Raw genomic sequence first — 18698 nt, forward strand, 5'->3', positions numbered from 1 at the left:
CCCCACCCGGGCCGCCCACTGCCGCGCGGCCGCTTTCGGTGCCCAACGCGCGCCCGCCCCGACGGGACACGGGCAGCGCGCCAGGAAGCGCCCGGGGGAGACCGGCCCCGCCCGCCGAACCGGCAGCCCGGCAACCCGCCGCGCCGGCCGACCGGCCGCCGCTCAGCCCCAGAGCGCCGAGGCCAGCTCCGCCCCCGCGTACACCGCGACCAGCCCCGCCACCACACTGCCCGCCACGTTCGCCAGCGCGTACCGCCCCGCCCCGGTCTCGACCAGCCGCAGCGTCTCGTACGAGAAGGTCGAGTACGTGGTCAGCGCCCCGCACAGCCCCGTCCCCAGCAGCACCTGGACCTGCGGGGACGCGGCCCCCGCCGCCACCGCCCCGGTCACCAGGCCGAGCACCAGGCAGCCGACCACGTTCACCGCGAACGTCCCCCACGGGAACACCGAGTCGTGCCGGGCCTGCACCGCCCGGTCGGTCAGGTACCGCAGCGGCGCGCCGACCACCGCACCCGCCACCACCAACAGCCAGTTCACCCCGAAGCCCCTTCCCGCCCCACGTACCTGACCACCTCGCAGTGGTCCAGCAGCACCAGGCCCTCCGCCACCAGCCCGTCCAGCTGCGGCAGGAACGCCCGCACCCGCTCCTCCTCGTCCACGATCACCACCGCCACCGGCAGGTCCTCGCTCAGCGACAGCAGCCGCGCCGTGTGCACCAGCGACGACGCCCCGAACCCCTCGATCCCCCGGAACACGCTCGCCCCGGCCAGCCCCGCCGCCCGCGCCCGGTGCACGATCTCGCTGTACAGCGGCCGGTGGTGCCAGCGGTCGTTCTCCCCCACCAGCACGGTCAGCCGCAGCGCCGGCCCGCTCAACCTGCTCACCGCACGCCCCCGTCCGCACGGGCGATCAAACGGCGCGTCAACCCGGCCGCCACCCACACCGCGCCGAGCGCGCCCAGCAGCGTCAGCCCCAGGTACGCCAGCCCGAGCCCGAGCCGCCCCTCCTCCACCAGCCGCCGGACGTCGACCGCGTACGTCGAGAAGGTGGTGAAGCCGCCCAGCACCCCGGTGCCGAAGAACGGCCGCAGCAGCGGGTGCGCCGGACGCCCCTCGGTGATCACCACCAGGAACACCCCGATCACCGTGCACCCGACCACGTTGATCAGCAGCGTCGTCCACGGGAACGCCGCCGGCCCGTTCGCCCAGGCCAGCCCGGCGCCGTACCGCGCCACCGCCCCGATCGCCCCGCCCAGCGCGATCACCGCCACGGCCGGCCCCTGCCCGCGCCACACCGGCGGCCGCCTCCGGGCGACCGCACCGTCATCCACCGGCCGGGTCCGCGCCGGGCCGTCCACCGTGCCGTCCGAGGTCGCCATAACCCCATCAAACACCGGCTCCCGCTGCCTGGCACACCGTCACTCCAGACCCGACAATGAACCGGTGGAGATGACCCGGGAAGAGTTCGAGACGCTGGTCAGCGACGCCCTCGACCAGATTCCCCCGCAGCTCGCGGCCATGATGGACAACGTCGCCGTCTTCGTCGAGGACGAGCCCGACCCCGCCGACCCGGAACTCCTCGGCCTCTACGAGGGCACCCCGCTCACCGAACGCGGCGAGTGGTACGCGGGCGTCCTGCCCGACCGGATCATCATCTACCTCGGCCCCACCCTCCGGCACTGCGAGACCCACGACCAGGTCGTCGACGAGGTCCGCACCACGGTCATCCACGAGGTCGCCCACCACTTCGGCTTCGACGACCACGAACTCGACGAACTCGGCTGGTCCTGACCCCCTCCCCGAGCGGCCTCCACCCACCCGGCCGAAACCCGTTTTGGCGATCCGCCCTACATCCCATATGCTTCTCGACGTCCCCGAACGCTGGAAACAGCGGGACAGGCCGCAAGCCCTCATCGTCTAGTGGCCCAGGACGCCGCCCTTTCAAGGCGGTAGCACGGGTTCGAATCCCGTTGGGGGCACGCAGTACCGTAGTAAAAAGCAGTGCCGCAAGACCTTAGTGGGAAACCACTACAAGGTCCCGTGGAGCAGTTGGTTAGCTCGCCACCCTGTCAAGGTGGAGGTCGCGGGTTCAAGTCCCGTCGGGATCGCTCGTCTCGCAAGAGACGGTGTAGTACGGCCAGGTAGCTCAGTTGGTACGAGCGTCCGCCTGAAAAGCGGAAGGTCGCCGGTTCGACCCCGGCCCTGGCCACAAACCGGAAGCCCCGCAGCGATCTCGCTGCGGGGCTTCCGCCGTTCCGGGGGCCGTGGGCGCGCGGGCGGTTCTCCTCGACGAAGCCGGCCAGCAGACCGGGGGTGTCGAGGAGGCTCAGACCGGGGGTGTCGAGGAGGCTCAGGTCGGGGGTGTCGGGCATCACGGGTTCCCTTCTCCTCTTCGGACGGCGGGTCTCGGGACGGTCAGGCGACGGGCTGCAGCCAGCCGGACCGCGGTCAGGCGACGGTCAGCACGGCCTTGCCGCGGATCCGGCGCTCGCGCAGGTCGGTGAGGACGGTGGCGGTCTCGCTCCAGGGCGCGACCCGGCCGAGTTCCGGGGTCAATCGGCCCTGCGCGGCCAGGCGCACCAGGGTGGCGAGGTCGGCGCCGTCCGGCAGGTCGGAGTCGGCGTAGTGGAAGTGCCGCAGGGTGGCGGACTCGGGGCCGGCGAAGAAGTCGAAGAAGTCGAGGGTGGCGGGCGTCCGGGAGGCCTGTCCGAACCAGATCAGGGTGCCGCGCCGGGCGAGCCGGGCGAGTGCCAGCGGCAGGGCGGCGCCGCCGGTGGACTCCAGCACCAGGTCGTACGGGCCGCGCGCCGCGCCGACCTCGTGGACCACCTCGGCGGCGCCCAGTTCGGTGAGCCGGCGGCCGCGTTCCGGTGAGGCGGTGACGGCGGTCAGCTCGGCGCCGGCGGCGGCGGCCAGTTCGGTGACGTAGTGCCCGACGCCGCCGGAGGCGCCGGTCAGCAGCACCCGGCGGCCGGCCAGCGCGCCCGCGGTACGGAGCAGGCGCAGCGCCGTGAGGCCCGCGAGCGGGAGGGCGGCGGCGCGGACGGCGTCCAGGGTGTCGGGCAGTTCGGCGAGCGAGGAGGTGGGCACGGCGACGTACTCGGCCCAGCCCCCGGCCGGCGGGTGGCCGACCACCCGCCGACAGACGGCCGGCCCCGAGCCGTCGGCGGCGGCCTGGACGACCAGCCCGGCGACGTCCTTGCCCGGCCGCCAGCCGGGCCGGGGCGCCTCCAGTTGGAAGGTCTCGCCCCGGTTCACCGAGAACGCCTCGACCTTCACCAGGGCCTCCCCCGGCCCCGGCCGCGGCTGCTCGACCTCGGCGAACCCGACCGGCGTGTCCGCCAACCCCGTCCCCACCAGCGCCTTCATCCCCGCTCGCCTCCTTCGACGCCGCCCGGCCGCTCCGGCCCCGGCGCACCCCCACCTCACCGCGCGGCCCCGAGCCCGGTCCAACAACCGTGGCGCGGCGGCGACAACCGGTGGTTGTGGAAGGACGGGCGGAGGGGCCCGGCAAGATCCACGAGGCCCAACTAGGCTGAGCGGCCATGGATCTTGATCTCGCGCAGGTGCGGGCGTTCGTGGTGGCCGCGGAGGAGTTGCACTTCGGCCGGGCGGCGGGGCGGTTGGGGATCAGCCAGCAGGCGCTGTCGAAGCGGGTGGCCCGGTTGGAGGGGGTGCTCGGGGTGCGGTTGCTGGAGCGGGACGCGCGGGGGGTGGGGCTGGCCGGGGCGGGGCTGCGGTTCCTGGGGCCGGCGCGGCGGGTGCTGGAGCAGGGGGAGCTGGCGGTGGCGGCGGTGGGGGGTGCCGGGCGGCCGCTGCGGGTCGACGTCTGGGGGCACCTGTACGCGCCGATGCGGACGGTCGCGCAGGCGGTCGGCGGGGTGCCGGGGCTGGAGGTGGAGCCGGTGCCGGGCCGGGATCTGCCGTCGGTCGCGGCGGCACTGCTGCGGGGGGAGTCGGATGCCGGGTTCGGCCGGGTGCATCCGCCGGCGGACGGCGGTGATGCCGGGTTGACGCACCGGCTGGTGCGGCTGGAGCCGGTGGACGCGCTGCTGAGCACCGACCATCCGCTGGCCGGCCGGGACGTGCTGAGCCCGGCGGAACTGCGCGGCAGTGTGCTGCGCTTCCCCGCGGCGGTGGACCGGCTGGACTTCCTGACCCGCTTCGCGGACCGGTTCGGGGTGACCGAGCGGGTCGGTTCGACAAACCTGGGGCTGGAGCACTTCGTCGAGCGGGTCCGCACCGATCCGACGTGCTTCTCGCTCGTGCCCGCCGACCTCCCGCTGCCGGAGGTCCCTTCCGGCCCGGGCCGCCCGGGGGTGCGGACGGTGCCGCTGGCCGATCCGACGCCGCTCTACGCCTGGTCCCTGGTCTGGCGCGCGGACGGGCCCGCCGGCTGGCCCGCCACCGGGAGCGGGGACGGTCCCCACCCCCGGCTGGAGCCGCTGCTGCGGGCGTTCGCCGAGGAGGCCCGCCGCAGCCGCTGGCTGGAGTACGACCCGGCCCGCGACTGGCTGCCGGACGCCGACCAGGCCGCGCTCGGCCCGTGAGCCGCCTCACGACGCCACCGCCCGCCGGGCCGGCGTCGCGACGCGGCTCATCGGCCACCGCCGCCCGGGCTGCCGACGGGCCGTCACATCCGCTGCGGCGCACGGCACCGGCGATCCGGCGGAGGGCCGGGGACCCGTGGACCGGGTTCAGTAGGAGCGGAACCAGCTGGCGTCGGTGCCCAGCACGGATCCGTCCGCCGCGTAGTACGTGAACGTGCGGGCCTGGGCGCCCGGCTTCTTGGCGATCGCGTACCAGCGCGTCGGGGAGTCCCCGAGGGCGACCGGCACCGACTCGCTGACGCCGCCGGTGTCCCAGGTGACCACGACCTTCGCGACCCGGGGCCGGACGCCGGCGATCACGACCGGTGAGGCGCCGAGTTCCCCGCCCTTGAGCCCGAGCATCGTCCCTCCTCCGGAGGTGGCCCGGTCGATGATCGCCCCGTCCGGCGCCCCCGGAGCGGGGGTGTCGTGCATCGAGTCGTCGACCTGGCGCTGCCCGTCCACGGTCGCGTAGAGGTTCACCAGGTCCACGTCGGGGCGCCAGCTGCGGTCGATGTCCGCCCGGGTGGTCCTCGGCAGTTGCGGGCCGGCCGCGTGCCGGTCCGCCCAGATCAGCTGGGCCTGCCGGAGGGCGTCCTCCTTGGTGGTGGCCGCCGGCCAGAACGCGGCCCACGCCTGCCACTGCCGGCCGTTCGCGGTGCCCTGGCCGACCACGACCCGGGCCGGGGTGAACGGATCCCGTACGGGGGCGGTCGGCGGCGCGGCGGCGCCCCCGGCGCCCGCAGCCACGGTGGCGGTCGGGGCGGTCGCCACCACCGCCCCCGCGTCCGCCGCGTCGCCCGGCCCCCGTCCGAGCCCGCCGAGTGCCGTTCCCCCGACGACGGCCGCCGCGACCAGCACCGCCACCGCCCCGCTGGTCAGCAGCCGACGGCGCCGCAGCCGGCGCCGCCCCCCGGCGACCAGCCGGTCGTACGGGACCACCCCGATCTCGACGCTTCCGGCCAGCTCGCTCAGGACGCGCGCCGCAGCCGCAGCCGCAGCCTCGCCACCGCCACCGAACCCCGCCCCGGCCAGGTCCTCGCCACCCTCGCCACCCACGCCGCCCTCGTTGCCCTCGTTGCCCTCGTTGGTCATCTTCCGCCTCCGATGCTCGTCAGCCCGTTGAGTGAGGAGGCCTCCCGCAGCTTGGCCAGGCCCCTGGCCGCCTGGCTCTTCACCGTCCCGACCGAGCAGCCCATCGCCGCGGCGGTCTGGGTCTCGGTGAGGTCCTCCCAGTACCGCAGCACGACGGCCTGCCGCTGCCGGGGCGGCAGCGTGCCGAGGGCGGTGAGCAGCGCCGCCCGTTCGTCCAGCCGCGCGTAGCCGTCGGGGCCCTCGGGTGCGGCCCGGTCGGGGACGGCGGTGACCAGTTCCTCGGCCGCTCTGCGACGGAACCGCCGGGCGTGCTCGTTGACCAGGATCCGGCGGACGTAGGCGTGCGGGTCGTCGGCCGCCCGGACCCGGCCCCAGGCGACGTACGCCCGCTCCAGGGCCTGCTGGACCAGGTCCTCGGCGGTGTGCCCGTCCCCCGCGAGCAGGTACGCCGTCCTGAGCAGCCGGGTCCACGCGCTGCCGGTGAACGCGCGGAACTCCTCGTCCCGCACGGTCTTCTGGGCTCCCATGAGCACCCCCTCAACCCCCAGAGCCCGAAACCGCCCCGAACCGTTGCCTGGCCCCGCCCGCAGCCGCCCGGCCCGAAGCTCCCCCACCGGAGCGACCCCCGCCGAAGCCGTCCCGCGCAGTGCCACCGTGCCCGGACCCGCCGTTCGCGCTGGGCCGCCGGGGGCTGTGACACTGGAGGGGCTCGAAAACCGAGGTGCGCGTCACCGTGCCTCCTTGCGAACCTAGAGGGATGCCCGCAGTGAGTTCTCCCGTAGTCCAGTCCGCCCCCGCACCCGCCGAGGGTCCCGGTATCGGTGAGCTGGCCGCCCGCCTGCCCGAGCTGACCCTGCGCGACCAGGTGCGGATCGGGCGCCGGCTGGAGGGCGCCCGTCGGGTCCGCAAGCCCGAGGCCCGGCAGAAGGTCGCCGCCCAGATCGCCGCCGACATCGACCGCGCCGAGCTGCTGGTCGAGCAGCGCCGCGGCGCCGTCCCCCCGATCACCTATCCCGCCGAGCTGCCGGTCAGCCAGAAGAAGGACGAGATCCTGGCTGCCATCCGGGACCACCAGGTGGTGATCGTCGCGGGTGAGACCGGCTCCGGCAAGACCACCCAGATCCCGAAGATCTGTCTGGAACTGGGCCGCGGCGTGCGCGGTCTGGTCGGCCACACCCAGCCGCGCCGGATCGCCGCCCGTACGGTCGCCGAGCGGGTCGCGGAGGAGCTGCGCAGCCCGTTGGGCGAGGCGGTCGGCTGGAAGGTCCGGTTCACCGACCAGGTCGGCCAGGACACCCTGGTCAAGCTGATGACGGACGGCATCCTGCTCGCGGAGATCCAGACCGACCGCGAACTGCTCCAGTACGACACCCTGATCATCGACGAGGCGCACGAACGCAGCCTCAACATCGACTTCATCCTCGGCTACGTCAAGCAGCTGCTCCCCCGCCGCCCGGACCTCAAGGTCGTGATCACCTCCGCGACCATCGACCCGGAGCGCTTCGCCCGGCACTTCAACGACGCCCCGATCATCGAGGTCTCCGGCCGCACCTACCCGGTGGAGGTCCGGTACCGCCCGCTCGTCGACGACCTGGACGAGGACGACGACGCGACGGACGCCGACCGCGACCGGGACCAGATCCAGGCGATCTGCGACGCGGCCAAGGAACTCCAGGCCGAGGGCCCGGGCGACATCCTGGTCTTCCTCTCCGGCGAGCGCGAGATCCGCGACACCGCCGACGCCCTGGACAAGCTGAAGCTCAAGTCCACCGAGGTCCTGCCGCTGTACGCCCGGCTGAGCTCGGCCGAGCAGCACCGGGTGTTCCAGCGCTCCGGCAGCCGCCGGATCGTCCTCGCCACCAACGTCGCCGAGACCAGCCTCACCGTCCCCGGCATCAAGTACGTGATCGACCCGGGCACCGCCCGGATCTCCCGCTACAGCCACCGCACCAAGGTGCAGCGGCTGCCGATCGAGGCGATCAGCCAGGCCAGCGCCAACCAGCGCAAGGGCCGCTGCGGCCGCACCTCCGACGGCATCTGCATCCGGCTGTACTCGGAGGAGGACTTCCTCTCCCGCCCCGAGTTCACCGACGCCGAGATCCTGCGCACCAACCTGGCCTCGGTGATCCTGCAGATGACGGCGGCGGGCCTCGGCGACATCGCCGCCTTCCCGTTCCTGGACCCGCCGGACTCCCGCAACATCAAGGACGGCGTGCACCTGCTGCACGAGCTGGGCGCGCTGGACCCGGACGAGAAGGACCCGCGCAAGCGCCTCACCGCGCTCGGCCGCCAGCTGGCCCAGCTCCCGGTGGACCCGCGGATGGCCCGGATGGTGCTGGAGGCCGACAAGAACGGCTGCGTGCGCGACGTGATGGTGATCGCCGCCGCGCTCTCCATCCAGGACCCGCGCGAGCGCCCCGCCGAGAAGCGCCAGGCCGCCGACGAGCGGCACCGCCGGTTCAACTCGGAGACCTCCGACTTCCTCTCCTACCTGGCGATGTGGCGCTACGTCCGGGAGCAGCAGCGCGAGCTGTCCTCCTCGGCCTTCCGCCGGATGTGCAAGGCGGAGTTCCTCAACTACCTGCGGATACGGGAGTGGCAGGACGTCTACACCCAGCTGCGCACGGTCGCCAAGCAGTTGGGCGTCACCATCGAGGAGCCGCACGAGGACGCCGAGCCGGACGCCGACCGGATCCACCAGTCGCTGCTGGCCGGCCTGCTCTCCCACATCGGTCTGTTCGACGTGGAGAAGCGCGAGTACGGCGGCGCGCGCGGCGCCCGGTTCGCGGTGTTCCCGGGCTCGGGCCTGTTCAAGAAGCCGCCGCGCTGGGTGATGTCGGCCGAGCTGGTGGAGACGTCCCGGCTGTGGGCGCGGATCAACGCCAAGATCGAGCCGGAGTGGGTGGAGCCGCTGGCCGGCCACCTGATCAAGCGGACGTACAGCGAGCCGCACTGGGAGAAGAAGGCCGGCGCCGTCCTGGCGTACGAGCGGGTGACGCTCTACGGGATGCCGGTCGTCGCCCAGCGCAAGGTCAACTACGGCCGGATCGACCGGGAGCTGTGCCGCGAGCTGTTCATCCGCAACGCGCTGGTCGAGGGCGACTGGGAGACCCACCACCGGTTCTTCGCCGAGAACCGCACGCTGCTCGGCGAGGTCGAGGAGCTGGAGAACCGGGCCCGGCGCCGGGACATCCTGGTCGACGACCAGACCCTGTTCGAGTTCTACGACGCCCGGCTGCCGGAGGACGTGGTCTCCACCCGGCACTTCGACTCCTGGTGGAAGAAGGCCCGGCACGAGCAGCCGGACCTGCTCAACTTCGAGAAGTCGATGCTGATCAACGACGCCGCGGGCGGCGTCACGGAGGCCGACTACCCGGACCACTGGCAGCAGGGCAAGCTGCGCTTCCAGCTGACCTACCAGTTCGAGCCGGGCAGCGACGCGGACGGCGTGACCGTCCACATCCCGCTGCCGGTGCTCAACCAGGTCACCGCGGAGGGCTTCGACTGGCAGATCCCGGGCCTGCGGGCGGAGCTGGTCACCGCGTACATCAAGTCGCTGCCGAAGGCGATCCGGCGCAACTTCGTCCCGGCACCGGACTTCGCGAAGGCGGCGCTGCGCGAGGTGAAGGACCGCCAGGAACCACTGCTGCCGTCCCTGGAGCGCGTCCTCAAGCGCCTGACGGCCGTCACCGTGCCGCCGGAGGCCTGGGACGACGAGCGGGTGCCGGACCACCTCAAGGTGACCTTCCGGGTGGTGGACGGCCGCCGCAAGCTCGCCGAGTCCAAGGACCTGGAGGAGCTGCGGCTGCGGCTCAAGCCGAAGCTCAAGGAGACGCTGTCCTCGGCGGCCTCCGGCCAGGGCATCGAGCAGAGCGGGCTGACCGCCTGGCCGGGCGGCCTGCCCGTCCTCCAGCGCACCTTCGAGCAGCGCTCGCGCGGCCACTCGCTGCGCGCCTACCCGGGCCTGGTGGACGAGGGGGAGTCGGTCGGCGTGAAGCTGTTCGACACCCCGCAGGCACAGGCGCAGTCGATGTGGGAGGGCACCCGCCGGCTGCTGATGCTGACCACCACCTCCCCGGCCAAGTCCATCCAGGGCCGGCTGGGCAACCAGGCGAAGCTGGCGCTCTCGCACAACCCGCACGGCTCGGTGAACGCCCTGTTCGAGGACGTGGTGGCCTGTGCGACGGACCGGCTGATGACCCTGGCCGGCGGACCGGCCTGGGACGAGGCGGCCTTCGGCACGCTGCACGACAAGGTGCGGACGGACCTGTACGACCTGTCCGCGGACACCACGCTGAAGACGGCCACCGCGCTGATCGCCTTCCACAAGGCCTCGACCCGGCTGAAGACGGTGAGCAGCCCGGTGCTGCTGAACGCGGTGAACGACGTCCGGCTGCACCTGGCCTCCCTGGTGCACCCGGGCTTCGTCACGGACACCGGCTGGCAGCGGCTGCCGGACCTCAAGCGCTACCTGCTGGCGGTGGACCGCCGGCTGGAGGCGCTGCCCAACCACCCGCAGCGGGACGCCCAGCAGCTGCTGAAGGTCCAGCAGGTGCAGCGGGAGTACGGGGAGCTGCTGGCGGCGGTGCCGGCCGGGCGGCAGCCGTCCGCGGAGGTGCGGGCGATCCGCTGGATGATCGAGGAGCTGCGGGTCAGTTTCTTCGCCCAGTCGCTGGGCACGCCGAGCCCGGTGTCGGAGAAGCGGATCACGAAGGCGATGGAGGCGGCCAGGGCCACGCTCTGAGCTGGGCGGCCTCTCTCAGGGGCCCTCAGGTGCCAGTTCGACCTGGGGGCCCATCATGGGCTACGATCTGTCTTGTTCGCAGCGCGGCAAGCGAGTGAACGAGATCAGAAAACTCTGGTCCCGTGGAGCAGTTGGTTAGCTCGCCACCCTGTCAAGGTGGAGGTCGCGGGTTCAAGTCCCGTCGGGATCGCCGCAGTGCGAGAGGCCCGGAACCGTCAGGTTCCGGGCCTCTCGCTTTTGAGCGTCCGGCTTCTACCCCGGACCAGGTCCGGACCACAAGTGACGGACGGTGTGACCGTCGTCACTTATCTTTTCCTGAGAGCACCCCTGCACCACCCTCACCAGGGCCTCGCTAATTTAATATGTAAAATTGTACAGCCATTCACTGTAAATCCCCCCCGCATCATGCGCATCAAATCGTTATCCGGAGTTCAACATTCCGTACGTTGGGGGGCGAGTGCCCGGGCATGACAAAGGGGCCGCTTACCGGACCCGGCGGAGTCCGGTAAGCGGCCCCTTTAAAGAGCCTTTGGCCTATCAGGCCTCAGTGCGCTGAGCGGGAATCCCGGCCAGCAGAGCGCGCACCTCCGCCTCGCGGTAACGGCGGTGACCGCCGAGCGTGCGAATGGACGTCAGCTTGCCCGCCTTGGCCCAGCGAGTGACCGTCTTCGGGTCCACGCGGAACATGGTGGCAACCTCTGCCGGCGTCAGCAGGGGCTCAGCATCAGGGGTACGAGCGGTCATGAGCGGCCTCCTCGGGAGAACCGAACCAGGGCGGTTCTATCCTTCAAATTCTGCACCTTGGCCCGCGATGCCCGAAATGGCATAGACGGGCCGAGTCGGTTATAGGACGAACGGCTTGTCCTGGTGTCTACAACTACACCATCCGTCCAGCCCTATCGACCAAACCGCCAAAATTGACCCCTCACGGGTTCAAGAGCGACGGATGGCGATGGACCACCCCATAACGGGCAGTCACTCGGCCGTGACGCCCGGTTACGATGGGGTCAGACCATCCGTTTCCCCGCAAAGCGCGCATCGACTCCAGAACCACCCAAAAGTGGGCACGCTCACGTGAAGTTGGGCTGGTTGTCCCATTTTTGCACATAGGGGTAAGTTCGCGTCAACGGTGAGTAGTGTCACGTTCGACAGCTATTGACCCGAACCAGGACCTTGGTCATGCGACTCGGGCCCTAGGACTCTTACCAGTCATACACGGGCGGTCGGACGTCAGTTCGCGTACCGCAGCGCCAGCACCCTCCGCCAGCGCGCCGTCAGTTCCCCGTACGCGCGCAGCGCCTCCGCGGTGTCCCCCGCCCGCAGCGCGCGCAGCCCCTCCTCCAGTTCCCCCGCCGAACGGTCCGCCAACAGCCGCTCCGGCCCCAGCAGATGCACCAGCCCCCCGTAGTCCAGCTCCACCAGCGAACGCGGGTGGAACTCCTCCAGCCACCGCCCGATCCGCTCCGCCCCCCGAACCAGTTCCCCGTCCGGCACCTCTTCACGCAGCACCCGGAAGGCCCGCGCCACCCGGCGGCGCGCCTGCGCCATCGGCACCAGGTAGAACAGCGCCGCCGCCCGCCCCGGCTTGCCCCGCTCCGGCACCGGCACGAAGCAGCGGTCCTCGTCCCCGAACGGCAGGAACCAGCGCACCGGCACCTCCCACCGGCTGGTCAGGATCCACGGCCTGGCGTCCGGATGGCCGGCCCGCCAGCGCTCCCGGTCCGCCTCGGCCGCCGCCCGGGCCGCCGGCGGCACCGCGGTGTCCAGCAGCGCCACCGGCGCGCCCGCCCGCAGCTCCTCCAGCGCCTGCCAGCTGCGCAGCCTGGTCGCCCACGGGCAGACGTACAGCACGCCGTCCACCACCCGCACGTAGGCCCGCTCGCTCTCCCGCTCGGGCAGCGCCCGGGGCGTCCGGGCGGCCAGCTCCGCCAGCGCCTCCCGCTGCTCCTCCAGGACGGCCGCGGCCACCGGCTGCGCCGCCTCGACGGCGTCCGGGCCGTGCTCCGCCGCGTAGCCCTGCCAGCGTGCCCGCTCGGGCTCCGAGTAGGCGGCCAGCGGCTCGTAGACCCGCAGGTGGGCGGCGTAGGGCGGCAGTACCGAGGTGCGTACGACGGTCACGTCCTGCATGGTCGCACGCGCCGCCCGGCCCCGGGAGAGCGCGCTCCCGAACCGTTCGCGCCCGCACCGCGCCCCCGCCGTCTCACTCCTCGGACGGCCGGTACAAGCTCGGACAAGAGGGCGGATCGGCGACGCCCCCGCGACTACGCTTCGCCCTAGGCGCCCGCACCACAGCAGGCGGGCCTTCGATACTGGAGTCACCACAGTGACCGACGTACAGACATCCGCCACGCACCCCGCACCCGGAGTGCTCAGCAGGATCTTCCGTACCGAGCAGGACGGCGCCCCCGGCGACGGCCACGAGCAGGTCGTCCTCTGCCACGACCGCAGCTCCGGGCTCAAGGCGATCATCGCCATCCACTCCACCGCGCTGGGCCCGGCCCTCGGCGGCACCCGCTTCTTCCCGTACGCCTCCGAGGAGGCGGCCCTGGAGGACGCGCTCAACCTGTCCCGCGGCATGTCCTACAAGAACGCGCTGGCCGGGCTCGACCTCGGCGGCGGCAAGGCCGTCATCATCGGCGACCCCAACAAGGACAAGAACGAGGCGATGCTCCGCGCCTACGGCCGCTTCGTGGAGTCCCTGCGCGGCCGCTACATCACCGCCTGCGACGTGGGCACCTACGTGCAGGACATGGACGTCATCGCGCGCGAGACGCAGTTCGTGACCGGCCGCTCGCCCGAGCACGGCGGCGCCGGCGACTCGTCCATCCTGACCGCCTTCGGCGTCTTCCAGGGCATGCGCGCCACCGCCCAGGCCCGCTGGGGCCAGCCGACCCTGCGCGGCAAGCGGGTCGGCGTCGCGGGCGTCGGCAAGGTCGGCCACTACCTGGTCGGCCACCTCGTCGCGGACGGCGCCACCGTCGTCATCACCGACGTCTCCGAGACCGCCGTGAACCGCGTCCGCGCGGCCCACCCGGAGGTGGAGGTCGTCGCCGACACCGCCGCCCTGCTGCAGGCCCGGCTGGACGTCTACGCCCCCTGCGCCCTGGGCGGCGCGCTGACCGACGACACGGTGGCCGCGCTCGGCGAGTCCGGCACCGCGATCGTCTGCGGCGCGGCCAACAACCAGCTGGCCCACCCGGGCGTCGAGAAGGACCTCGCCGACCGCGGCATCCTCTACGCGCCGGACTACCTGGTGAACTCCGGCGGCGTGATCCAGGTCGCCGACGAGATCGAGGGCTTCAACTTCGACCGGGCCAAGAACAAGGCCACCAGGATCTTCGACACCACCCTGGAGATCTTCACCCGGGCCGCCTCCGACGGCGTCCCGCCGGCGGTCGCCGCCGACCGCCTGGCCGAGAAGCGGATGCGCGAGATCAGCGCGCTGCGCGCGGTCCTGCTGCCGGGCGCCCGCCGGGCCTGATCCGGCGCCCCCGGGCCCCGGATGCGCGGGGGGCGGCCGCTCCCCTCCGGCCCGCCCCCGGGCGGGAGGGACCCAGCCGTCCCCCGCGCATCACGATGTGGAACCGGATTCTCACTTCTGCGCCCGATCGGGTGATCCGAGGTCCCCCTTGGGGGGATAATCGGTCCTGGAACGACGGACCTCAGACACCTCCGGACAGCGCGCAAAACGCCGCAAAACCTCCCCTGACCTGGGAAGACCTGGTCTCGGGTGCAGTCGGTGCGCGCCACGTCACACCGACGACGTACCGTCCAGCGGCGGAAACAGGTACCGTTAATGCTCCAAGGGACGGTCCTCCCATTCGGGCAGGCCGGTCCTGATCATGAACACGTGTCAGACTCGGGGCCGTGAGCCCCATCGTTGAGGGGGTCGACCCATGGGGCGCGGCCGGGCCAAGGCCAAGCAGACGAAGGTCGCCCGCGAGCTGAAGTACAACAGCGGCGGGTTTGACGCTAACCGTCTGTCCAACGAGCTGGGCGCATCGCCGTCCACCGCTCCGATCGAGCCAGAGCCGATCGAGGAGGAGGACGACGACCCGTATGCGGAGTACGCCGCCCGCTACGCCGACCTCGACGACGAGGACGACACCGGGCCGGGCACCGGGCCGTCGCAGGCCTCTCGCCGCTCGTAGCCAGTAGTTTCGCCGACCGGTCCGGACGCCCAGAGCGTCAGGCCGGTTTTCGGCGTTCCCGCGTACCGGTGGTGCCGCCACCCCCGGGTGGCAGGATGCGGGAGGGCCCCTCCGGTGCGCCGGAGGGGCCCTCTCGTCCGTCCGCCGGGCTCAGCCCGCGGTGAAGCCCTCGTAGGCGTTGTAGAGCGCCGCGCCGGCCTCGTGCTCGCCGGTGCGCTCGACGATGTCGCCGAGCAGCCAGGCCTCGACGCCGCGGTCCTCCAGGATCGCCAGCACGGCGTCCACCGAGGACGGCGGGACGACCGCGACCATGCCGACGCCCATGTTGAGCGTCTTCTCGATCTCCAGGGTGGCCACCTTGCCGACCTCGGCGACGGTCCGGAAGACCGGCAGCGGGGTCCAGGTGCCGCGGTCCAGGCGGGCGTGCAGGCCGTCCGGGACGACCCGGGCCAGGTTGGCCGCCAGGCCGCCGCCGGTGACGTGCGAGAAGGCGTGGATCTCGGTGGCGCGGGTGAGCGCCAGGCAGTCCAGCGAGTAGATCCGGGTCGGCTCCAGCAGTTCCTCGCCGAGGGTGCGGCCGAACTCCTCGACCTTGCGGTCCAGCTTCCAGCCGGCCTCGTTCAGCAGCACGTGGCGCACCAGCGAGTAGCCGTTGGAGTGCAGGCCCGAGGCCGCCATCGCGATGACCACGTCGCCGGCCCGCACGCGGTCGGCGCCGAGCAGCGCGTCCGCCTCGACCACGCCGGTGCCGGCGCCCGCGACGTCGTACTCGTCCGGGCCGAGCAGGCCCGGGTGCTCGGCGGTCTCGCCGCCGACCAGGGCGCAGCCGGCCAGCGCGCAGCCCTCGGCGATGCCCTTGACGATCGCGGCGACCCGCTCCGGCACGACCTTGCCGACGCAGATGTAGTCGGTCATGAACAGCGGCTCGGCGCCGCACACCACCAGGTCGTCGACGACCATGCCGACCAGGTCGTGGCCGATGGTGTCGTGCTTGTCCATGGCGGCCGCGATGGCCACCTTCGTCCCCACGCCGTCGGTGGCCGAAGCCAGCAGCGGCCGCTCGTAGCGCTTGAAGGCGGACGCGTCGAAGAGCCCGGCGAAGCCGCCGAGACCGCCGACCACCTCGGGGCGGTTCGCCTTCTTCACCCACTGCTTCATGAGCTCGACGGCGCGGTCGCCCGCCTCGATGTCGACGCCGGCTGCGGCGTAGGTGGCGCCGTTCTGGTTCGTGGTCACTGCGGTGCGGCCCTCTCGGGTCTGGTGGGGGTCGGAACAGCGGTGGGGCCCCGGTTCGCGGGACCCCACCGTGGGTTCGTTACGGGCGGCGCAGCGCGTCGGCCGCGCCCGCCCCGCCGAGCAGCGACTGGACGCCGTCCAGGTCGCTGCCGCTGGTCGGCTTGCCGCGCACGGCCGGCGGCTGCTGGCCGCCCTTGATCTCGGCCTCCAGCAGGAGCTTGCCGAGCAGCGCCGGGTCCGGCAGCTCCATCGGGTACTCGCCGTCGAAGCAGGCCCGGCAGAGCCTCTCCTTGGGCTGCTTGGTGGCCTCGATCATGCCGTCGATCGAGATGTAGCAGAGCGAGTCCGCGCCGAGCGTGCGGCCGATCTCCTCGATGGTCATGCCGTTGGCGATCAGCTCCGCGCGGGTGGCGAAGTCAATGCCGAAGAAGCACGGCCACTTCACCGGCGGCGAGGAGATCCGGATGTGCACCTCGGCGGCGCCGGCCTCGCGCAGCATCTTCACCAGCGCGCGCTGGGTGTTGCCGCGGACGATCGAGTCGTCGACGACCACCAGGCGCTTGCCCGCGATGACCTCGCGCAGCGGGTTGAGCTTGAGCCGGATGCCGAGCTGGCGGATGGTCTGGCTGGGCTGGATGAAGGTGCGGCCCACGTAGGCGTTCTTCACCAGGCCGGAGCCGTACGGGATGCCGCTGGCCTCGGCGTAGCCGATCGCGGCGGGGGTGCCGGACTCCGGCGTCGCTATCACCAGGTCGGCCTCGACGGGCGCCTCCTTCGCCAGGCGGCGGCCCATCTCCACGCGGGAGAGGTGCACGTTGCGCCCGGCGATGCTGGTGTCGGGGCGGGCCAGGTAGACGTACTCGAACACGCAGCCCTTGGGCTTCGCCTCGGCGAAGCGGGAGCTGCGCATGCCGTTCTCGTCGATGGCGATCAGCTCGCCGGGCTCGACCTCACGGATGAACGAGGCGCCGCAGATGTCGAGCGCCGCCGTCTCGGAGGCGACCACCCAGCCGCGCTCCAGCCGACCGAGCACCAGCGGGCGGATGCCCTGCGGGTCGCGGGCGGCGTAGAGGGTGTGCTCGTCCATGAAGACGAGCGAGAAGGCGCCCTTGACCTTGGGCAGCACGACCTTGGCCGTCTCCTCGATGGAGAGGTCCGGGTGGCCGGCGAGCAGCGCGGTCACCAGGTCGGTGTCGTTGGTCGCGGCGGTCCGCCCGGAGCGGGAGACGTGCTCCTCCCCGGGCAGTTCGGCGACCATGGCCGCCAGTTCGGCGGTGTTCACCAGGTTTCCGTTGTGCCCGAGGGCCAGCGAACCGTGCACGGTCGCGCGGAAGGTCGGCTGGGCGTTCTCCCAGACCGAGGAACCGGTGGTCGAGTAGCGGGCGTGTCCGACGGCGATATGCCCGTGCAACGACCCCAGGGAGGCCTCGTCGAAGACCTGGGACACGAGCCCCATGTCCTTGAAGACGAGAATCTGGGAGCCGTTGCTCACTGCGATGCCCGCGGATTCCTGACCGCGGTGCTGCAGGGCGTAAAGGCCGAAGAACGTGAGCTTGGCGACCTCCTCGCCGGGAGCCCAGACACCGAAGACGCCGCAAGCGTCCTGGGGGCCTTTCTCACCGGGAAGAAGATCGTGGTTGAGTCTTCCGTCACCACGTGGCACGCCTTCGAGTCTAGGGCAGCGGGCACGGGCTTCCGGAACCCGGGCGGCCGGGATTGGCTGGTGATCGGGCGGTAACGCGCGTAGACAAAACCCCTTACCGGGCGGGGATTTCGGGTGGGGGGAATTCCGGCCAAGGGCGGGTGGCCTTGCGGTTCGCGCCTGTTGGGGCGTTCCGTGTGCGGAGTGCCGGGAGTCCGGGCGGCGGAGAAAGTGAGCCTGCTCACCCGGGGTTCACCCCGGCGTCACGCGGCGGGCAGCAACAGGCCCCAGGCGCCCGGGTGGACCGTCCAGGTGCGGGCGCGGACCGGGCCGACGGGGTGGCCGTCCGCCTCGTAGCCGAAGCCGCGCCCGACCACCGAGACGCTCTCCGCCCGGGCGCGCACCAGGGCGCCGGGCGCGCGGACCACCACCTCCAGCACGCCGGCGCCGTCCGCCGCGACACCCGGCAGGGTCACCTGGACCAGCCGGACCGGCCGGTGCACGTCGGCGAGCAGCCGGCCGTCCGCCTCGACCCGGACCCGGGGGTTGTGCTCGGCCGAGGGCCGGCCGTCCGCCGTGAGTGCGTTCGCCTGCTCGGCCGCAGCCAGTTTCGCCCATAGCGAACGCCAACCACCCGTACGGCCGCCCGTGCGACGCGTCCCGGCGCCGGTGATCCGCACCCCGCCCAGCGCCACCCCGCCGCCGTCGTCCACCAGCAGGTCGAGCTTGCGCGCCGCACCCGACAGCACCGCCCGGGCGGCCCGCACCGGCTCGCCCGGCACCCCGAGCGCACGGGCCGCCGCCAGCTCCTCCGACCGGCCGACCGGAACCATGCCCACCGGATCCGCGCCCAGCTCACGCTGGCGGTACAGGGCTTGGAGCACCCGCTGCAACGCCAGATCGGAACCGATCACCACCGGACGCCGCCGGCCCCGGTGCGAAAGCACCCGGTCGAGTTCGGACGGGCTCTCCGGGTAGACCACCTTGACGTCCGCGCCTCCGCAGAGCACGTCCTTCGCGATCCGCACCGACTCGCCGTCGGTCAGCCGGGCCGCCGGGTCGAGGAGCAGCAGGAGCGGCTCGGGGCCGCCGGTTGCGGGCGTGGACAGGGACGACACGACCGGTCCTTCCTCAGGTAATCTCTCGGTGCAAGAGCCCCTTGCGCTACTGCGCCAGGGGCTTCGTCTATCTCGGGGCAGACTGCGGCCTACGCAGGATGCCCCAACCGGAAGGGGTGTACGC

General features: G+C 72.5%; 16 protein-coding genes and 4 tRNA genes. 9 read left to right on the forward strand and 11 right to left on the reverse strand.

Features of this window, described 5'->3' with window-relative positions; translation table 11 throughout:
* Positions 1–162: 162 nt before the first annotated feature.
* The 3 genes from crcB (ACIPLC_RS13345) to crcB (ACIPLC_RS13355) are packed head-to-tail and all read right to left on the reverse strand — an operon-like array spanning position 163 to position 1378.
* The gene (crcB, locus tag ACIPLC_RS13345) at positions 163–537 is read right to left on the reverse strand and encodes a fluoride efflux transporter CrcB (RefSeq protein WP_400473087.1); all 375 of its coding nucleotides are present in this window, start codon (positions 535–537) and stop codon (positions 163–165) included.
* Complete coding sequence (locus tag ACIPLC_RS13350) at positions 534–884, reverse strand: DUF190 domain-containing protein (protein ID WP_400473088.1); 351 nt, start codon at positions 882–884, stop codon at positions 534–536. Before ACIPLC_RS13350 ends, crcB (ACIPLC_RS13345) begins: the two co-directional genes overlap by 4 nt.
* On the reverse strand, positions 881–1378 hold the full coding sequence (gene crcB / locus ACIPLC_RS13355; protein ID WP_400473089.1) for a fluoride efflux transporter CrcB: 498 nt from the start codon (positions 1376–1378) through the stop codon (positions 881–883). Before crcB (ACIPLC_RS13355) ends, ACIPLC_RS13350 begins: the two co-directional genes overlap by 4 nt.
* 70 nt (positions 1379–1448) lie before the next feature.
* On the opposite strand from crcB (ACIPLC_RS13355), the gene ACIPLC_RS13360 reads away from it, so the two are divergent.
* The 4 genes from ACIPLC_RS13360 to ACIPLC_RS13375 all read left to right on the forward strand — a co-directional run bounded on the left by ACIPLC_RS13360 (position 1449) and on the right by ACIPLC_RS13375 (position 2208).
* Positions 1449–1790 (forward strand): metallopeptidase family protein, encoded by a 342-nt coding sequence (locus ACIPLC_RS13360; protein WP_400473220.1) that lies wholly within the window; start codon positions 1449–1451, stop codon positions 1788–1790.
* Between the two features lie 115 nt (positions 1791–1905).
* Positions 1906–1978: transfer RNA gene (locus ACIPLC_RS13365), tRNA-Glu, on the forward strand.
* A 55-nt stretch (positions 1979–2033) separates the two neighbouring features.
* Positions 2034–2107 (forward strand) — tRNA-Asp (locus ACIPLC_RS13370).
* 27 nt (positions 2108–2134) lie between these two features.
* Positions 2135–2208: transfer RNA gene (locus ACIPLC_RS13375), tRNA-Phe, on the forward strand.
* A 239-nt stretch (positions 2209–2447) separates the two neighbouring features.
* On the opposite strand, the gene ACIPLC_RS13380 is transcribed toward ACIPLC_RS13375, so the two are convergent.
* Positions 2448–3368, reverse strand: coding sequence for a zinc-binding dehydrogenase (locus ACIPLC_RS13380; RefSeq protein WP_400473090.1), 921 nt, complete (start codon positions 3366–3368; stop codon positions 2448–2450).
* A gap of 176 nt (positions 3369–3544) precedes the next feature.
* On the opposite strand from ACIPLC_RS13380, the gene ACIPLC_RS13385 reads away from it, so the two are divergent.
* Positions 3545–4549 (forward strand): LysR family transcriptional regulator, encoded by a 1005-nt coding sequence (locus tag ACIPLC_RS13385; protein WP_400473091.1) that lies wholly within the window; start codon positions 3545–3547, stop codon positions 4547–4549.
* Between the two features lie 147 nt (positions 4550–4696).
* Here the strand turns inward: ACIPLC_RS13385 and ACIPLC_RS13390 are convergent, their stop codons facing one another.
* A complete protein-coding gene (locus ACIPLC_RS13390; protein ID WP_400473092.1) occupies positions 4697–5683 on the reverse strand; it encodes a hypothetical protein in 987 nt (328 codons plus the stop codon).
* Positions 5680–6210, reverse strand: coding sequence for a SigE family RNA polymerase sigma factor (locus tag ACIPLC_RS13395; RefSeq protein ID WP_400473093.1), 531 nt, complete (start codon positions 6208–6210; stop codon positions 5680–5682). Before ACIPLC_RS13395 ends, ACIPLC_RS13390 begins: the two co-directional genes overlap by 4 nt.
* Before the next feature lie 230 nt (positions 6211–6440).
* Here ACIPLC_RS13395 and hrpA point away from each other — a divergent pair, with 230 nt between their 5' ends.
* Together hrpA and ACIPLC_RS13405 are read left to right on the forward strand one after the other, a co-directional pair.
* Positions 6441–10427 (forward strand): ATP-dependent RNA helicase HrpA, encoded by a 3987-nt coding sequence (gene hrpA / locus ACIPLC_RS13400; protein WP_400473094.1) that lies wholly within the window; start codon positions 6441–6443, stop codon positions 10425–10427.
* Positions 10428–10543: 116 nt separating this feature from the next.
* Positions 10544–10617 (forward strand) — tRNA-Asp (locus ACIPLC_RS13405).
* A gap of 347 nt (positions 10618–10964) precedes the next feature.
* On the opposite strand, the gene bldC is transcribed toward ACIPLC_RS13405, so the two are convergent.
* Both bldC and ACIPLC_RS13415 read right to left on the reverse strand, forming a co-directional pair.
* A complete protein-coding gene (gene bldC, locus ACIPLC_RS13410) occupies positions 10965–11171 on the reverse strand; it encodes a developmental transcriptional regulator BldC (RefSeq protein ID WP_014137253.1) in 207 nt (68 codons plus the stop codon).
* 486 nt (positions 11172–11657) lie between these two features.
* A complete protein-coding gene (locus ACIPLC_RS13415; RefSeq protein WP_400473095.1) occupies positions 11658–12554 on the reverse strand; it encodes a hypothetical protein in 897 nt (298 codons plus the stop codon).
* Positions 12555–12750: 196 nt separating this feature from the next.
* On the opposite strand from ACIPLC_RS13415, the gene ACIPLC_RS13420 reads away from it, so the two are divergent.
* Together ACIPLC_RS13420 and ACIPLC_RS13425 are read left to right on the forward strand one after the other, a co-directional pair.
* The gene (locus tag ACIPLC_RS13420) at positions 12751–13908 is read left to right on the forward strand and encodes a Glu/Leu/Phe/Val dehydrogenase dimerization domain-containing protein (protein WP_400473096.1); all 1158 of its coding nucleotides are present in this window, start codon (positions 12751–12753) and stop codon (positions 13906–13908) included.
* A 415-nt stretch (positions 13909–14323) separates the two neighbouring features.
* Positions 14324–14578, forward strand: coding sequence for a DUF3073 domain-containing protein (locus ACIPLC_RS13425; protein ID WP_400473097.1), 255 nt, complete (start codon positions 14324–14326; stop codon positions 14576–14578).
* A gap of 150 nt (positions 14579–14728) precedes the next feature.
* Here ACIPLC_RS13425 and purM read toward each other — a convergent pair whose 3' ends face one another.
* The 3 genes from purM to ACIPLC_RS13440 all read right to left on the reverse strand — a co-directional run bounded on the left by purM (position 14729) and on the right by ACIPLC_RS13440 (position 18574).
* The gene (gene purM, locus ACIPLC_RS13430; protein WP_400473098.1) at positions 14729–15814 is read right to left on the reverse strand and encodes a phosphoribosylformylglycinamidine cyclo-ligase; all 1086 of its coding nucleotides are present in this window, start codon (positions 15812–15814) and stop codon (positions 14729–14731) included.
* A gap of 79 nt (positions 15815–15893) precedes the next feature.
* Positions 15894–17477, reverse strand: a complete 1584-nt coding sequence (gene purF / locus ACIPLC_RS13435; protein ID WP_400473099.1) for an amidophosphoribosyltransferase — start codon at positions 17475–17477, stop codon at positions 15894–15896.
* A 242-nt stretch (positions 17478–17719) separates the two neighbouring features.
* Positions 17720–18574 carry a diacylglycerol kinase gene (locus ACIPLC_RS13440; protein WP_400473100.1) on the reverse strand — a complete coding sequence of 285 codons (855 nt, stop codon included), beginning with the start codon at positions 18572–18574 and terminating at the stop codon, positions 17720–17722.
* Positions 18575–18698: the final 124 nt, after the last annotated feature.

This window comes from Kitasatospora sp. NPDC086801, from assembly GCF_044745805.1.
Lineage (GTDB): Bacteria > Actinomycetota > Actinomycetes > Streptomycetales > Streptomycetaceae > Kitasatospora.

Bases quoted from the DNA above. Each gene is read 5' to 3' on its own strand.
- ACIPLC_RS13395 (WP_400473093.1), bottom strand. From the start codon at position 6,210: ATGGGAGCCCAGAAGACCGTGCGGGACGAGGAGTTCCGCGCGTTCACC.
- ACIPLC_RS13425 (WP_400473097.1), top strand. From the start codon at position 14,324: ATGGGGCGCGGCCGGGCCAAGGCCAAGCAGACGAAGGTCGCCCGCGAG.
- ACIPLC_RS13390 (WP_400473092.1), bottom strand. From the start codon at position 5,683: ATGACCAACGAGGGCAACGAGGGCAACGAGGGCGGCGTGGGTGGCGAG.
- crcB (WP_400473089.1), bottom strand. From the start codon at position 1,378: ATGGCGACCTCGGACGGCACGGTGGACGGCCCGGCGCGGACCCGGCCG.
- bldC (WP_014137253.1), bottom strand. From the start codon at position 11,171: ATGACCGCTCGTACCCCTGATGCTGAGCCCCTGCTGACGCCGGCAGAG.
- hrpA (WP_400473094.1), top strand. From the start codon at position 6,441: ATGCCCGCAGTGAGTTCTCCCGTAGTCCAGTCCGCCCCCGCACCCGCC.
- ACIPLC_RS13415 (WP_400473095.1), bottom strand. From the start codon at position 12,554: ATGCAGGACGTGACCGTCGTACGCACCTCGGTACTGCCGCCCTACGCC.
- ACIPLC_RS13380 (WP_400473090.1), bottom strand. From the start codon at position 3,368: ATGAAGGCGCTGGTGGGGACGGGGTTGGCGGACACGCCGGTCGGGTTC.
- ACIPLC_RS13360 (WP_400473220.1), top strand. From the start codon at position 1,449: ATGACCCGGGAAGAGTTCGAGACGCTGGTCAGCGACGCCCTCGACCAG.
- ACIPLC_RS13385 (WP_400473091.1), top strand. From the start codon at position 3,545: ATGGATCTTGATCTCGCGCAGGTGCGGGCGTTCGTGGTGGCCGCGGAG.